This window comes from Stenotrophomonas sp. 2694 (assembly GCF_040548715.1).
Taxonomy (GTDB): Bacteria; Pseudomonadota; Gammaproteobacteria; order Xanthomonadales; family Xanthomonadaceae; genus Stenotrophomonas; species Stenotrophomonas indicatrix.
Map to the genome: position 1 here is coordinate 274,629 of NZ_JBEPSG010000005.1, position 15,248 is coordinate 289,876.

General features: G+C 62.3%; 17 protein-coding genes and 1 pseudogene. 8 read left to right on the plus strand and 10 right to left on the minus strand.

The annotated features are described in order from the left end of the window. Positions 1–44: 44 nt before the first annotated feature. The 3 genes and pseudogenes from ABIA73_RS09230 to ABIA73_RS09240 all read right to left on the minus strand — a co-directional run bounded on the left by ABIA73_RS09230 (position 45) and on the right by ABIA73_RS09240 (position 1,775). Positions 45–311 carry an SDR family oxidoreductase gene (locus ABIA73_RS09230; RefSeq protein WP_354275690.1) on the minus strand — a complete coding sequence of 89 codons (267 nt, stop codon included), beginning with the start codon at positions 309–311 and terminating at the stop codon, positions 45–47. 132 nt (positions 312–443) lie between these two features. Next, positions 444–1,295: pseudogene (locus ABIA73_RS09235) on the minus strand (magnesium chelatase domain-containing protein); the annotation flags it as partial. A 129-nt stretch (positions 1,296–1,424) separates the two neighbouring features. After that, entirely contained in the window at positions 1,425–1,775 is a 351-nt protein-coding gene (locus tag ABIA73_RS09240; RefSeq protein ID WP_025874546.1) for a helix-turn-helix domain-containing protein, read from the minus strand. A gap of 447 nt (positions 1,776–2,222) precedes the next feature. Here ABIA73_RS09240 and ABIA73_RS09245 point away from each other — a divergent pair, with 447 nt between their 5' ends. From ABIA73_RS09245 to ABIA73_RS09270, 6 genes are all read left to right on the plus strand, one after another. Continuing rightward, positions 2,223–2,531, plus strand: a complete 309-nt coding sequence (locus tag ABIA73_RS09245) for a hypothetical protein (protein WP_059065428.1) — start codon at positions 2,223–2,225, stop codon at positions 2,529–2,531. 170 nt (positions 2,532–2,701) lie between these two features. After that, on the plus strand, positions 2,702–3,949 hold the full coding sequence (locus ABIA73_RS09250) for a hypothetical protein (protein WP_354275691.1): 1,248 nt from the start codon (positions 2,702–2,704) through the stop codon (positions 3,947–3,949). Next, complete coding sequence (locus tag ABIA73_RS09255) at positions 3,946–4,791, plus strand: hypothetical protein (protein ID WP_354275692.1); 846 nt, start codon at positions 3,946–3,948, stop codon at positions 4,789–4,791. Before ABIA73_RS09250 ends, ABIA73_RS09255 begins: the two co-directional genes overlap by 4 nt. Then, the gene (locus ABIA73_RS09260; RefSeq protein WP_099843985.1) at positions 4,781–5,554 is read left to right on the plus strand and encodes a class I SAM-dependent methyltransferase; all 774 of its coding nucleotides are present in this window, start codon (positions 4,781–4,783) and stop codon (positions 5,552–5,554) included. Before ABIA73_RS09255 ends, ABIA73_RS09260 begins: the two co-directional genes overlap by 11 nt. A gap of 4 nt (positions 5,555–5,558) precedes the next feature. Continuing rightward, positions 5,559–6,872, plus strand: a complete 1,314-nt coding sequence (locus tag ABIA73_RS09265) for an ABC transporter permease (RefSeq protein ID WP_354275693.1) — start codon at positions 5,559–5,561, stop codon at positions 6,870–6,872. Continuing rightward, the gene (locus ABIA73_RS09270) at positions 6,869–8,116 is read left to right on the plus strand and encodes an ABC transporter permease (protein WP_354275694.1); all 1,248 of its coding nucleotides are present in this window, start codon (positions 6,869–6,871) and stop codon (positions 8,114–8,116) included. Before ABIA73_RS09265 ends, ABIA73_RS09270 begins: the two co-directional genes overlap by 4 nt. A 726-nt stretch (positions 8,117–8,842) precedes the next feature. Here the strand turns inward: ABIA73_RS09270 and ABIA73_RS09275 are convergent. The 5 genes from ABIA73_RS09275 to ABIA73_RS09295 all read right to left on the minus strand — a co-directional run bounded on the left by ABIA73_RS09275 (position 8,843) and on the right by ABIA73_RS09295 (position 12,358). Further along, a complete protein-coding gene (locus ABIA73_RS09275) occupies positions 8,843–9,346 on the minus strand; it encodes a cold-shock protein (protein ID WP_279208257.1) in 504 nt (167 codons plus the stop codon). Between the two features lie 46 nt (positions 9,347–9,392). Further along, positions 9,393–9,749: a hypothetical protein gene (locus ABIA73_RS09280; RefSeq protein WP_279208258.1), complete on the minus strand. Its 357-nt coding sequence runs from the start codon at positions 9,747–9,749 to the stop codon at positions 9,393–9,395. Positions 9,750–10,334: 585 nt separating this feature from the next. Beyond that, entirely contained in the window at positions 10,335–11,057 is a 723-nt protein-coding gene (locus ABIA73_RS09285) for an HAD family hydrolase (protein ID WP_301865283.1), read from the minus strand. 54 nt (positions 11,058–11,111) lie between these two features. Continuing rightward, entirely contained in the window at positions 11,112–11,519 is a 408-nt protein-coding gene (locus tag ABIA73_RS09290) for a nuclear transport factor 2 family protein (RefSeq protein ID WP_279208260.1), read from the minus strand. Positions 11,520–11,575: 56 nt separating this feature from the next. Continuing rightward, positions 11,576–12,358: a glucose 1-dehydrogenase gene (locus ABIA73_RS09295; protein ID WP_354275695.1), complete on the minus strand. Its 783-nt coding sequence runs from the start codon at positions 12,356–12,358 to the stop codon at positions 11,576–11,578. A gap of 130 nt (positions 12,359–12,488) precedes the next feature. On the opposite strand from ABIA73_RS09295, the gene ABIA73_RS09300 reads away from it, so the two are divergent. Continuing rightward, complete coding sequence (locus ABIA73_RS09300) at positions 12,489–13,412, plus strand: LysR family transcriptional regulator (RefSeq protein WP_301865287.1); 924 nt, start codon at positions 12,489–12,491, stop codon at positions 13,410–13,412. Positions 13,413–13,837: 425 nt separating this feature from the next. Here the strand turns inward: ABIA73_RS09300 and arr are convergent, their stop codons facing one another. Next, positions 13,838–14,272, minus strand: a complete 435-nt coding sequence (gene arr / locus ABIA73_RS09305) for an NAD(+)--rifampin ADP-ribosyltransferase (RefSeq protein WP_354275696.1) — start codon at positions 14,270–14,272, stop codon at positions 13,838–13,840. A gap of 125 nt (positions 14,273–14,397) precedes the next feature. After that, positions 14,398–14,598 carry an accessory factor UbiK family protein gene (locus ABIA73_RS09310; RefSeq protein WP_279208962.1) on the minus strand — a complete coding sequence of 67 codons (201 nt, stop codon included), beginning with the start codon at positions 14,596–14,598 and terminating at the stop codon, positions 14,398–14,400. Between the two features lie 169 nt (positions 14,599–14,767). Between ABIA73_RS09310 and ABIA73_RS09315 the strand changes: the two genes are divergently transcribed. Further along, the gene (locus tag ABIA73_RS09315; protein WP_301865291.1) at positions 14,768–15,202 is read left to right on the plus strand and encodes a hypothetical protein; all 435 of its coding nucleotides are present in this window, start codon (positions 14,768–14,770) and stop codon (positions 15,200–15,202) included. Positions 15,203–15,248 lie beyond the last annotated feature (46 nt).

Genomic DNA, 15,248 nt, shown 5'->3' on the forward strand with positions numbered 1-15,248 from the left:
GAACCGGACATCGTCACTTCACCTTAAGGCCTAGAAGAGCATCCCTACTGAGGCCTCAATGCGCTGGCCGGCGACCCAACGATTACTCCCGCCAGCAGGATTGCCACGGCCTTGCCGATGTCGTCGGGGCGACCCGGGCGCCACATTGCCGTGTGTTGTGCCACGTGCTGGTTCACAGCCGCATCGTCGCGCACAGCACCGCCGAAGAAGTCGGTTTCGGTGGCGCCAGGGGACACAGAGCTCACCGCGACTCCCCTCGGCGCTAGCTTCAGCGCGAGATAGCGGGTTGCGGTTTCCAGCGCGCCCTTCATAGCCGCATACGCTGGGCAGTGACTATGTGGCTGTACAAAAGTAGTTATGAATCAAAGGTGTACATTCCATCCGGCCGCTGTCACTGCCGCGCGGGATTCCAGTAAACCAATGTTGAGTCTCGCTATCCGTTGTGGATGACAACCGCCCCCCACCAAAGCCGCAGCGCTCGCACTGTGGTGCGGCGCCCGGAACGGCCGCTGTCGCCAACGCTTCGGGTCCAGCCCTTCGCCGCTGACCGAGGTAATGGCCGCCAACTGCAGGGCATCGATCTCTTCGGAATCCGGCAGCAGGCTGGGCAGGCGCGAGGCCAGCAGGGTCTTGCCGCAGCCGGGGCTGCCGATCAGCAACAGATGGTGACCACCGGCCGCGGCCACCTCCAACGCTCGGCGTGCGAGCGCCTGCCCGCGTACGTCGGCCAGATCCGGCAATGGCAGCGGCGTGGTGTCCACGCGTTCCACCTGCGGTAGCAAACGCGGGTTGCCCAGCCCGGCGCAGCATTCCAGCAGCGTGCGCGCCACTCGCACATCGGCGTGCTGGGCGAGGGCGGCTTCAGCGGCATTGGCCGGGGGCACGATCAGGATGCGTCCGGCTTCGGCGGCGGCAATGGCGGCCGGCAGTGCACCGGACACCGCGCGCAGCTCGCCGGTCAGGCCAAGTTCGCCGAGGAACTCGTACTGCAGCAGCGACTGTGGGTCTACCTGACCGCTGGCCGCGAGGATGCCCAGCGCGATGGCCAGATCGTAGCGACCACCTTCTTTCGGCAGGTCCGCGGGGGCCAGGTTCAAGGTGATGCGCCGCTGCGGGAAGTCGAAGCGCGCGCAGAGCAGGGCGGCACGCACGCGCTCGCGTGATTCGCGCACGCTGGTCTCGGCCAGGCCGACAATCTGGGTGACCGGCAGGCCGCCGGAGAGATGCACTTCGATCCGCACCAGCGGGGCATCGACCCCGGCGCGGGCACGGCTGTGGACCAGCGCCAAGCTCATGTGTGGATTCCTGCGGAGGGGCGCTTGATGGTGAGGGGGCGGTGCGCCGATCACCATCGGACTACTCCGGCGGGGTATATAGGATTTGTCCGGCCAGCCACTACGTGTGGTTCAGTCGTCGGGACGACGTCAGATATGGCGTTCGGCAGACCTCATCAACTCAACAATGTTGTCGAGGAGGGAGATCGGCAGGTTGCGCGATGCCGTCAACATGTGGGCTTCCATCTGCAGGCGCATTCCTTCTGGCTTGCCACCATCCGCGATGGTGTCCCCCGTAATCAGCCAAGATACGCTCACGCACGTGACCCTGCTCAGCGCATGCAGATGGTCGATAGACGGCACGAAGCCTAGTTCGCGTTCCCAGTGGCCCACCGTCGCCCGGTTTACGTTCAGGGCTTTGGCGAGATCGGTTTGAGATAGCCCGTTGCTGATACGCGCAACGCGGATCCGGGCGGACAGTGAATCAGTGCGGAACTCCATGAATACTCCCCTTCCTATGCTGCCTTGCACAGGGCGTGCGGGGAAGTGTGTGAGCGCCAATACAGATCGTCAATTCTGTAGCAGGCCTACATATGTCGGTTCTCGCACGAATCTCTTCTTGAATGCGCTGAGGACGCTGCTTCTGACACGTGGCGATGCGGGATGAACGCCGCGTCCTCCCTATCCTTGGCCAAGACGTTAGCGACAGTGACGTCCTTTCAGGGCCAGCACGCAAGCGCAAATGCAAGCGCTCGACCCGTGATGGTTGCCCTCTGCACGCAGTGAAAGCTGGGGCGCAACCGCCCAAGCGCGGCGGAAGCTGTGCGCGGCACAGCAGCGAGGTTGCAGCTGGATGCCGGCGGGCCGTTGAATCAAGTTGAGCCACAACGCTGATCACGTTCGCAGCTCAGAAGATCAAATGCCCACCATTACATGGAGTAAAGAAAAATGACCCAACGCACTGCTGTGAAGACTCTCTCGTCCCTCACGCTGATCATTGCGGGTGTCGCGGCCGCAGGTTCGGCTTCTGCTGCTGCATCGAACGGAACTTTCGCCAATGACATTGCGGCGTCGACGTCCATCCAGGCGGATATGCAGTCTCTGAGCATCAGTGAGTTCAGAGACGAGAAATCTGCGCTTCTCGCAGATGGGCACCATCACTCCGATTCTTTCGGATCCCATCACCATCATGACACGGCGAGCAAGCAGATGGCATTTGCTTCGCGCATCGCCGCGGATTCCCGATTCGACGTCTGAAGAGAGAGGGGCGGGGATCTCTCCGCCCCTTGCACGTGAATCACTGTCATGCAGAGCCTATGGAGGCCGGAGGTGGTTTTTTATATTGGGCCTCAAAGTGGATTTGAAGGGTGGATAAGAGCGGCCAGGAGCAAGTGGCGAGGACGGCGATCACCACATGGAGTAGGAGAATGAGTTCGATGGCCCAGGCGCAGCCGCCAGATGTAAAGAACCCGATCTGCCTGATGGAAATCGCAGATACAACAGAAAGCATGGAGCCGGTCGTCGAGGGCATCCTCTGGTCAAGACTCCGCAGGATGAGAGCGCGACTTCAGGAAGTGCTTGCCGACCAGCAGTACGGGGCCATGGCTCGTGCCATGCACCAGATGTACCAGTCAATCAGTGCCGATCGCCAAGCTCGCGTACTGCTCAGTTCCGAGTTCTGCGAGCAGTATCTGTGCCTGGAGTCCGCGCGGAAGGGCAGGCTGGAGGCCGGAGCTGACGAGCAGGAGAGGGCAGAGGAACAGGCCCGCGCGCTTGGCGCGCTGCACGACATCATCGCTCGGGAGAAGTCGATCGCCGAGCTGGCGCAGGGGCGGACCGGCAGATATCTGAGAGAGGCGCGGCAGTGGCAGCTCTACAGCCCGGTTGGAGACTGCGTTGCGGAAAAGGATGCCACGGGCGTGTGGACCCTTCGGCAGTTGCCGAAGCTGGGTGACTGTATCGCGCTGGACCTCGAGAGCCCGCCAGCGCGGCACCATGAGCCGCGTTCTGGGGTGCTCAGCCAACCGTGCCTGCCGCTGACCGATGTGGAGTGCGAGCATGTCTCGCGAAAGCTGGCAGAGGCGCTGGCGGCGATTGATCGGTCAGAACCCATGTACGGCCTTCTCATCCGCAACTTCGTCCGGCGGATCACCGTGCGCAAGTCGGCAGAAGTCACGTCCGATGAAGCCGGCCGCTACGGCTCCGAGCATGTGCCGAGGCAGCCGGGTTCCATTCGGCTGCTGAACACGCATAACCCTGAGCTTCTGGTTGAGGCGTGCATGGAGAGCATCATGCATGAAAGCACGCACAACTATCTGGCCGCGTGGGAGCTTGCCAACGGGTTCTTCGTTGCCAATGACTACCAGCACCGTGTCGTGTCTCCGTGGTCCGGCAATCCCATTCCCAACTCCTCCTACATCCACGCGGTCTTCGTCTATTACGTGTGTCATCGCCTGCTCAAGCGTCATCTTGAGATCTCTCCGGGCCTGGGTGAAGCCGCCAAGCGCCACGTCCAGCGCAGGTTGGCCGTCTGCGCCGCCGGCTTCCTGATCGAGCAGGATCTGAGCGGTCGGTTGATGACCAAGGACGCCATCAATGGCGAGGTCGGGCAGATGATCGATCAGATGCAGGCCGAGATGAAGCGTCAGTATCGCTACGGGGAGTGGCAGCAATGAGCAGAACAGTCGTCATCCACGCGGATCACCTTGACCCGGTCGCGCTGCGGGCGCTGGCCACGGGTGTCCCCGCCATACACATTGATGAGCTGATACCAGTAATGGAGGGTCAACCCTGGCCTGAGGTTCTCCGGCTGAGCCCAGGTGCGCATCTTGAGAGTCTGTTCCGCGGAACCAAAGTGGTGAACCGGGTCTTCTCCCTGGAAGGAACGCAGGTCGAACGGTTCCTGGCCGAGCACGGAGTGGACGCCCGCTGGTTCCATATCCGCCTGCAGCCGCTTCTGGCGCTGGGGGGGAGCCTCTGTCACGACACCGGCACGCGCGGCGTATCCCGGTGTCTGGCCCCGCTGAATGTGCAGTGGTTTGAACTCGAACGCGCTCTTCCCGAGGCGAATACGCCTGACTTCGCCTATAGCTTTGGCTACGAAGAACCAGACCTGTCCCGCATCGAGGACCCCATGCAGAAGTCGGTCTGGTCGCTTTTTGACTGGCGACAGGAACGGCAGCTTGATGACGAAGAGCGCCGCAGGCATCAGTTCCACGTGTCCAGGCCGAAGGGCGTCCCCGTGATCGCCTGGTTCCTTGGGCGGGACTACAACGGAATCCACTTTCCCCGTGGAAGCGTTGAGGTCGATGATGCTGTGTGCGGGCAGCTGACGCGAGCGGCCGCACACGCCTTCCGATCCGAAGCGGGAGAGATGCTCCTGTATGTGACGGACGAGGCGGTCACCTTCCATGCATTCTCGCCTTACCTTCGTTCCGTCGCCGCCGACGCGGCAGCGCAGGATGCGTTGGATGCGTGGTTGCTTGCCGGCAACGCCGGAGGTGTGAATGCTGCTTGAGAAGCTGAGCTCGCTGCGCGAGTCCATGGGCTGGGTCTACGGAAGCGAGGACCTGTGCGTACTGTTGTACAGCCTGGTCAAGCGGACCCGCCCGCGCATCGTGGTCGAACTGGGCACCGGCTTTGGCGTCACTGCGGCCTGGATGGCCGGTGCATTGCGGGAGAACGGCAGCGGTGTCATTCACACCTACGATAATGGCTCGCACTTCTCCAGTGAGCCAGGCATCAGGTTTGTCGAGGGCCTGCAGGGGCCGCTTGCCGATTCACTGCGGGAGATGGGGCAGGACTATCCCGCTTTCCTGCAGCACGTATTCCAGTGGGCCGGGGTCGAGAATCACGTTGTCGCCAATTGGCAGGAGATCGGCTTTGCCGAAATTGCCCAGGCCCCCGCCTTTGACGGCGGAATAGACATGGTCTTCTCCGACTTCAACCACTCCCAGGACAGCATCCAAGCCTTGCTGGCGGCGTTTCTGCCGCGCATGGCGGAAAGCGCTTCGATCTTCATCGACAGTGCCTCCACCCAGCGGCTCAGCTACCTGACCCTGGAGGCCGTTGTGGACGCCCTGAATCAGAATAAGATACCCAGGGCGTTCATCAAGGATCGCAGCGAGCAGGACATTGACGCGCTGCTGCGTATGGTCCAACGCTCGCGCTTCCGGCTGATGCATCTGCTGGAAGCCTGCGATAGGGCGCAGAACAGCACAGCGTGGATCTCGATTGAACCGGTGGACGTGATTCCGACTGCGGCCACCTTCCTGCATTAGAGAGATGTATATGTTCGGCTATTACTTTGCGCTGGCCCGCACCAGGCTTATGGAAACCAAGGGGATGAGCGCAGCGCTGATCCTGGCGCTGGGGTTGGGCATCGGCGCGAGCATGACGATGTTGACCGTCGTGCGGACAATGACGTGGGATCCACTGCCGGGGCGGAGCGAGCATCTCTATCACCCCTTCATTGACGCGCTTCCCACGTCCTACGACGTCAGGCCGGGCATGGACCCGCGCGTGGCTCTCACCTGGGTGGATGCGCAGAACCTGCTTCGGCAGGCCCCCGCCTCCCATCAGACCGCGCTGGCGTCTGCCCGTCTGCTGGTGGATGCGCAGCGCAGCGTGCAGATTCCATTCTTCACGCAGGGGCAGTATGTCACTGCAGATGCGTTTGCCATGTTCGGCATCCCAGTGGTGCAGGGCAGGGCCTGGACGCGTGAAGATGATGCTGCCCACGCCCGGGTTGTCGTGCTGGGTCAGGATCTGGCTGCTCGTCTGGGCGGTGAAGGCCTGGTGGGTACAACCGTTCGGCTGGGTGGCCAAGCATTCACGGTGGTGGGTGTTGCCGGTCCGTGGAGCCCACGCCCCAGGTTCTATACGGACCTTCAGCAGGACGTGTTCAAGGGGCGCGAAGACTTCTTCATACCGATAGGTGCCGCGGCAGAGATGCAGATGACGGTGTCCAACAGCGTCTTTTCATGGAGTGGTGACAAATCACCCAATCGCCTGCAGGACGCTCGGACGTCGTGGATCCAGTTCTGGGCCGAGTTGCCTGACGCGGCCAGTGTCGAGCAGTACGAGCGCTTCCTGGGCAACTACGCGCGTACACAGCAGCAGGCCGGAAGGTTTGACAGGACAACCGCGCCGCGGATGGTGTCCCTGAAGGACTTCCTGGTCGAGCATCGCATCATCCCCAACGAGGTGAAGCTGCAGCTGGCGCTGTGCCTGGGGTTCCTGATCGTTTGCCTGCTGAACATGAGTGCCTTGATCTTCGCCCGCTTCATCCGCCGGTCCCATGAAATATCGGTCCGTCGGGCGCTGGGTGCGCGTCGGCAGGACGTCATCTATCAGCTCTGCACTGAAGCACTGATCATCGGCGGCTTGGGCGGGGCGGTAGGGTTGATCGTTGCAGAGGCCGGCCTCTACCTTGTGCGGATGCAGCCGGAAGACTACGCCTCGTTGGCCAACATGGATCTGAGCATGGCCGCCCTCACCGTGGGCCTGGCGTGTGTCTCCAGTGTCATCGCTGCGTTCTTCCCTGCGCTGCGCGCTACCTCAGGCCGTCTGGCCATGCAGATCAAGGCGTCAGAATGAGCATTGCAGAAGTCCCCCTTATCGTCCGCGCGCTCACCCGCAACCGCGTCATCGCGTCCATTCTCCTGGTGCAGGTGCTGGTTGCCACGGCGTGCGTGACGAACCTTGCGTTTCTGCTGTCCGAGCGGCTGGGAACCCTCACCTACAAGACGGGCCTGGAAGAGGCGAACCTGGGCGTCATCGAGACCGAATACCTGGGGCCTGCAGCAGCCAACCCTGCAGCCTCGATCAGGACCGACCTGGAGGCCATCCGCCAGCAACCAGGCGTCGAACAGGTAATCGCAGCAGAGTCGCTTCCCCTCTCCCAGCGCAGCTGGTCGGTGGGATTCACCAACAAGGTGCTTGAAGGAAATGATATCTCCGGCATCGTCGAGGCAGAGCCGACTGTCTACACGGCATCTTCGCCAGCAGTCCAGGTGTTGGGCCTGACCCTTGTTGCCGGCCGTGACCTGTCTGCGGGAGCGTTCGTGCCGATGGAGGCCGGCGCCGACTATGTCGGGCTCTACAAGGCAAGCGAGGCCGTTGTCTCGCAGGCACTGGCAGACAAGCTGTTTCCGGAGGGCGGCGCAGTCGGCAAGTTCCTGTATGCCGATGCGCAGCACCCCATCCAGGTGGTCGGCATCGTCAAGACGCTTTCCCGGCCTGTTCTGAAGACCGATGCAGACAATGACATGTCACTCATTCTGCCGCTGATTCCGGACGGGCCTCGCGTGATGTTCGCCATCCGTGCCGCGGATGGGCGAGTGGCGGATGTGATTGCGTCCAGTGAGGCGACCTTGTCGCAGCGCGACGCAAACCGCACCATCGCCCGCAGCACCTCGTTCCGGGAACTGCGCGCCGACTACTTCCGCCACGATCAGACCATGGCGATCATGTTCCTGAGCTCTGGGTTGGCGCTGTTGGTGGTAACGGCTACTGGCGTGTACGGACTGGCCAGCTTCTGGGTTCGCAAGCGGTATCGTCAGATCGGTATCCGGCGCGCATTGGGCGCCCGGAAATCCGACATCCTCCGGTACTTCCTGGTGGAGAACCTGATTCTCACCGCCACCGGGTCTGTTGTCGGCACCGTACTGGCCATCGGCCTGAACATGGCCGTGGCCCGGTACTACGAGGTGGCCAGGATCGAGGCGCCATTTCTCGCCATTGGCGTACTGACCGTGCTTCTGTTGGGCCAGGCCGCAGCATTTGTTCCGGCCCGACGAGCAGCCAAAGAGGCCCCGGTGGCGATCCTGCGTAGCGCCTGACCCGGACGGGTCTGTCATCCGGCCAGTGCTCGCGCCAAAGCACCGTTCCTTACGGCTACGCGATGGCGACTCGGAGGCGCTGCGATGGACAAGGCGTGTAACACGGCAGTGGAGGAGAGGAGTAACCGGCAATGCGATGCATTCGGATACCAACCATCCTCTCGCTCATCCTGGGCCTGCTGGGGTGCAGGGACGAGGTGGAGAGTTCAACGTATCCCATGGGTCAGACCGGAAAGACCTGCGCTGCCTATAAGGGCTTTGATCGCCACCCCCCTGAAGGGGGTGTTGCCGAGCTTTCCAGACGGGGGTTGGATAGTCACAGGCTGATTCATAGAACAATCTGCGGCTCGATCACCAGCTGGGAGATCCTTCCTGCGGGGGCGTCGATCCATCGGATACCTCCGCCAGATGTGTATGTAAGCGTCCGGCTGAGGGAAGACGGCTCCGTTTCCGTCAGTACGGATCGCCCATGATGTCGGCGCTGCCCCTGATGGTCGAGCATCGGGCCAGCGTCACTGGACGGCAGGATTGCTACGTGGGGCGCTGGGTTTGTCCAGTACCCGGAGAGGTCAGCCTCTGGCCGGAAACGAATCTGATCGATGACGGCGTCGCAATTCGATTAATGCGACGGAGCCCAATCTGATGGTCTGCGGAGGGTGGACAGAGGACGCACGATGGTGCGACGAGCACTCTGCGGGCTGCGATCGGGAGTCGTTGGCGGAGCGGCTAGAGGGATTGCGACCAAGGGCTGCCCGCGGTCCCCAACAAGCAACGCTGCTCATCAGGCACTGCCCCATTGAAACGCCCAAACAGCGCTTCGATCCACGATGTTCCTGCACTCTCCACCAGCAACGCGCCCTGGCTCTGGTGGTAGTCCAACCATCGCTCGAAACTGAGGCGCAGGCGCTCGATATCCGGCGCCCGCGTAAGTGCATCGGCGGGCACCCGGATCAGCACGCGTGAGGGGCCGTTCTCCACGTCCATCACCAGGACGCCCTTGCAGCGGATCTCGAAGGACGTCACCCCGGCATAGCGCGTGTGCAGTTCAAAGCCCTCATCTGCTTTGGCGGTCACGAAGCCGAGTGCATCACTGTGCAGCAGCCGGTAGTCGACTGGCTGCAGCTTCTGGTAGGCCCACACCTGATCGCCCGCTGGCTCCGGCCACCCCGCCCATACCGCGCCGATCAACGCGATGCACACCGCCGCCGCGGCAAGCCCACGCTTCTTCATTCATCACCCCGCACAAAAACAGAACGTCACGCCCACAAGCGTGCCCTCAGTCTCTTGGCCGCACCCGTTCGTGGATGAAGGCCGTGAGTGCGATGTCGGCCATTACCAGGCCCTCCATCACCCGATCGCCCACGTACTGGTCGGGCTCACCGTTCTGGCGCGTGCGCTCGGCCGCCAGCAGGATTTCCTGCACGATGCGCTGGCCCGTCAATGCGCAGTCGGCGTCGGACAGCTGCATCTGCCGGCTGCGCAGGTGATGGCGCTCGGGCCAGGGCTGACCATCGGCTGCAGCGCCGGCGCCGATGCTGCGCAGGATGGCGATGAGGCTGTTGGGGTCCAGAGCAGATGCAGGCGAGGGGGCTTCCTGGATGGGGCGCGGGGGAGGGGAGTGCGGCGTGGTCATGGCAGGCTCCGTGCAAGCAGGCAGAAGCCGCCACCGATAAAGGTGGCGGACGATGCGTGGCTCGAAAACCGGATCACTAGACAATGCCGGCGGGTACAAGACCCCCACGCACCGCCCGCCATAGCCGGCAGACGGATTGCCAGCCGGCACCGCGCGTGGCGGCACCGGCTGGCAAGCGTAAACAACGTCTAGTGAATCGGGTTTTCGACGCCCGGCCACCCGTTGTCGGTGGCTCTACCAGAGTTGCCTGATGTTGTTTGAAATGCCAAGGGGTTGGGCCAAAGCCGCCAAAGCCCGAGACGTTTTTGGCATTGTCGCATAGGAGCGTTTACTGCGAGATTCCTTGGGGGACAAGAGCTTTGGCACTTATGGGGGGAGCATCGGCCAGTTGTTCCGATGTCAGGCTCGGAACATGGCAAGTGCGACATCGCTCGTCCAGCTATATTGCCGAGACGCCCATGGGCTGGAACCGGAAGGTGCCGCTTACCTACTTGCGAATACCAGGTGCGGGCCGGTGCGATGTCCGCTTCTGGCCGGAAGCGGACACATTGCGGGCAGGCCACTTCCAAGGCTGATTTCCAGCTCCTAGCGTGGGCCTGGCGGGCCAGGGTTCTTGCTGCCCTCGTTACGCTGATAGCCCTTCAGAATGCCAAAAAGGTCTTCCATGCGATGGAAGATAACGTGCGCCCCTGCTCTGAGGAGGCTTTCTGACGTACTTCCGTAGACGCCGCCTGCGCTGTAGCCGAACACGACTGCACCCGCCGCGGCGCCGGCCATCGTCCCGGTCTCGGTGTCCTCTATGACAGCGCAGCGCCCAGACGACGCCCCCAATGCCGCCGCTGCCGCGAAGTACACATCGGGATAGGGCTTGTTGCGAGGCACGTTCTGCCCGCTGAAGATGTTGTTGGCGAATGGCTCGGCAAGTCCAACCTTCTGCAGTTGCAGTGTCACCTTCTGCAGATCTGCCCCGGATGCACAGGCAATCCGACCGCCCGTGGCGGCGAAAATGGACGCCACGGCGACCTTGGCGCCGTGGACTTCTACCAGGTCACGCTCCAGTAAGACCTTACGGCGGCGACGGAACTCATCCAGCCATAGCGTGGTGAAAGGTCTTCCCGTATGTGCCTCTATCACGCTCGCCTGCCCAGCGATGGCCTTCCCGATGAAACGCTCGGCCGCCTGCTCTGGCGTCAGGAGCCAGCCTTGCTCGCTCAGCATCTCCGACAGCACGCAGGCGGTCAGAGGCTCGGAATCAACCAGTACGCCATCGCAGTCGAACAGCACGGCATCGAATGGAAACGCTGGCATGATTCAGTTCCTCGCCTTACGGAATGCAACCTCACGGTTACGCGAAAACTGGGATCAGGGACGAGTAGCCTCGGCCACGGCAAGGCTGTTCTCAAGCATCAGGAAGTTGGAGATCTCGCCCCCTGCGATGGTCAGCACGATCACAAAGGGCGAGTCGATCACCTTCCCCGTGGCGGTGATGAGCGTAACAAGCTCACCCACGATGACGGCCCGGTCATCGCTGACAAGAACATCATGCACATCCAGTCGGATGCGCTCCATCAACGTGCTCGACTCACGTACGAAGCTCTCCACCGCGCCTCGTCCGGATTTTCGACCGATCCAGGGCAGGGCGGTGCTGTCGCCCGGAATGTGCCATTCCAGGTCAGCGCTGAACAGTGACGCGATCTCCTCGGGCGCTGCGCCGGAACCCATTTTCTCAAGCAAACAGTGCGCAATTTTCAGGTTTTCCTGCATGGTCATTTCGTCTATCTCAGTGGGATGGGAGGGCGAACTGCGGGGTGTCCTACATTGCCATGTCAGATCTGGGTCAGGCCGCCGTCGACCGTCAGCTCCACGCCGGTGATGTAGGACGCATCCGGCGACGCCAGGAACGACATTGCCTTCGCAATCTCATCCGGGGTGCCCGCACGCCCTAATGGGGCCTTCTGCTCTATGTCGGCAAGGTAGGCGTTGATGTCCTGGTCGCTCATGCCCAGCTCGGATTTGTAGGCTGGGGTAACCACAACGCCGGGCGCAACCAGATTCACCCGAATATTCCGACCCTTCAGTTCGGACGCCCATGTCCTCACGAACGAGCGCAGCGCGGCCTTCGACGCCGCGTAGACACCGAACGCGGGTACGCCCTGATTGGCCGCAATAGAACCCGTAACGACGATGGCACCGCCAGCGGCCATCAACGGTAGTGCCTTCTGCACCGTAAACAGCGTGCCTTTGACATTGATACCGAAGTACTTGTCGAACCCTGCCTCGGTGATCGAGCCAATAGGGGTGAACTCGCCACCGCCTGCGTTGGCAATGAGAAGGTCCAGCCGACCATGTGCTGTGCGGATGGCATCCATGATGGCGTCCAGGTCAGCGGCGATGGAGATGTCACCGCGCACTGCAAGCGCACCATGCCCGATATCGGCTGCGGCGCGGTCAAGCTCGTGCTGGCGCCGCCCGCTGATGACCACCAGCGCCCCCTCGTGCGCAAGGCGCTTGGCGGCGGCCAAACCGATGCCCGAACTGCCGCCGGTGACCAAAGCGACCTTACCCGCATGTTTCGCGTTGTGGACGTTGACCAAATCCTGAATGTGCATGACGTTGTCTGCTTGGACGGCTGCTGCCGCGATGGTGCAAGTCTATTAGGTCGCATTTGCCAGATAAACGCAGAACTCATTGATTCTTTATTTCCCTAGGTAAATAATCTCACATTACCGGGAGCCCCTGATGGACCACATGCAGGCAATACGCGCCTTCGCTCGCGTCGTGGAGACGGGCGGCTTCAATCGCGCGGCTGAATCACTCCAGATGCCCAATGCCACATTGAGCAAGTCGATCAGCGCACTGGAGAGGCATCTTGGGGTCAAGCTGCTCGAGCGCAGCACTCGCCGCGTCAGCGTCACCAATGACGGGGCTGCATACTACGAACGCATCCGCCACCTGTTGACGGAGCTGGATGACGTGGAGGCCACGCTGGGGCGTGCCCAAGGCAGCCCCAAGGGCCGGTTGCGCGTGGACACTGGCGGCTCGACCGCCAGTGGTGTGCTGATCCCGGCACTGCCCGAGTTCCGCGCACTGTATCCGGACATACAACTGCACCTGGGCGTTACCGACCGGACGTCGGATGTCATCGGCGAAAACATAGACTGTGCCATCCGCAGCACATCAGACGACGGTGCATTGATCTCCCGCAGGATCGGGAGTCTTGAATGGACCACCTGCGCTAGTCCGGCGTACATCTCACGCTACGGTGTGCCTGCTCACCCTGAAGAACTGCTTCAGTCTCGGTTTCCGGTAGTCGGGTACTTCTCCGCACACAGCGGCAAGGCACCTCCGCTCCATTTTCTCAGCGACGGAGTGCCGATGGAGATCGTGCCCAACTGCGCGGTGATGGTCAATGAAAGCAACGCCCACCTGGCAACGGGATTAGCTGGTCTCGGGCTCATCCATACTCTGGATTTCATGGTGCGACCGGCAATCGATCGGGGCGAGCTGGTAGCTGTCCTCCAGGAATGGCGACCTGCCCCTCTGGATGTCTTCATCGCCTATGCACCGAGCCGGCAACTCAGCACAAAAGTTCGCGTGTTTGTAGAGTGGGTCAGCGAGATCTATGCCCGGCTCGAACGGTCAAACTCAGTAGCCAGGCACTGACGCACGCGAGCGCTAGCCCCGGGCCAAGTGAACGAGAGAGCCGCAGTAAGGTCGCCGGAGGTCTGCTTCTGGCCGGAAGCGGATGTGAGCCTCCCTGGCAGCGCGCTTTAATGATGAGGAACGTGTCGATGGTCAGCACCCGGTGCAACATCTGCGGTCGAAAGCTTGGCGTCTCTGCCGATCTGCTCTCTGCCGACTGCGGCGGAGACTGCTGGGGCTGCGTGGGAGCGATGGAGCTCGGTTGGCCAGAATCGGCCAAGCGGGTCGCGAAGGAAATCCGAGCCGGGCTTCGGGAGCCTGATGGGGCGGCTAAGCCGCGGTCCGGCAGTTAGCGGGCCAACGTCCGCTTCTGGCCGAAAGCGGACATCGTTCGAAAACCTGCTGCGTTGACCGTCCGCCGGCCAAAGCACGGACACTTCTATTCATCAGTTGATGATCTCCCCACTCCCCGACGCCACAAACGCCCGCAACTGCCGAACGAACTCCGCATCGTAGGCCTCCCACTCCGTAATCTCCCCAACAACCCGCAACGGCTCCGCACTCCGATACGACCGCGTCGGATTCCCCGCAAACTTCTTGTTGGTCACGTTCGGGTCGTCCTCAAATGGCCCGGTAGGCTCCACGACATACACACGCGGTCGCCCCTCACCCTTGGCCATCTCCGCAGCCAGCCCGGCCTCCTTGGCAATCGCCGTGAAATAGATGTGGTTCATCACCACGCTGTGGCGATAGTTGGAGCGGAACCCCGCGCTCAGCAGCTCGCCCACCGCGAGGTCAGCGCGGGTGCCGTGATAGAACGGCCCGGCAACCTGGTCGCAGGTGTCGTGCGATACGGGTGTCCATTCGGTGTCCTGTGCCATCGGCACTGCCCCTACCTGTCCTGCCGGATCGACAGGCCGGCGAGTCTAGGGCGCCGGGCGGGCCTTGCGGCAAGGCCCCATCAAGGAAATAATCTGTAAGTGGGAGGCGCGGTGCGCCTCCTTTTTTATTCTGCCGTGCCGCGGCCTTCAAGCTCACGCACCGCCGTTTCCAGCGCATCCAGCTTCTCGCGGGTCTTCAATAACACGGCGCGCTGCACTTCAAATTCCTCGCGGGTCACCAGGTCCAGCTTGGCCAGGCCGGCCTGCAGCGCGCTCTTGAAGGTGGCCTGCAGCTCCTCGCGCGATTCGCGCAGGCCCGGCGGCACTCGGTGGTTTCGCGCCGGCTGCGTGCAAGCGCTATGCTCCGGGCCGGGGTGCAGCAGAACGCCGCTGTAAGGGCGTGTCGTGTACACGCTGTTTCGGGCCTCAGCCCAAGAGCGTTGAGGGTTCCGTCAAGTGCTGGGAAGCACGTCAGCAAAGGACCGCGAAGGACAAATGACCATGAAGCCAGCGTGTGCCGCGTTCGTGCTGACCCTGATGCTGCCTGCATGCGCGCATCGTGTCGCGACCACGGTGGAGGTAGAGCCCCGCGACGAATTACTGTGCGCCATCGCGGGCAACCCCAGCCAACACGATGGGGAAGAGCTTGTGTTGTCCGCAACGTACATAACGGATAACCGGCACTTCGAGATGTTGCGCAATTCCCATTGCGGCGAGGGTGGGCACATCCTGGTGATCGGCAGGCATGGGTCGTCCGATTCGGTCAAGCGGTTCTACGCGGAACAGAAGCGCATCTGCTTGAAGCGCGATGCTCCAGCGGTGTGCAACACCACGGCCGTCGTGGAGGTATCTGGGCGGGTACGGCTGCAGCCGGAGGGTCTCGTTGTCTTTGACATTGAGGAGGTCCGGTCGTTCCGGTTCAATGAGTAAGCCGATGGCCCGGGCAGATGCTACGTGTTGACCATGCTGGAGTGAG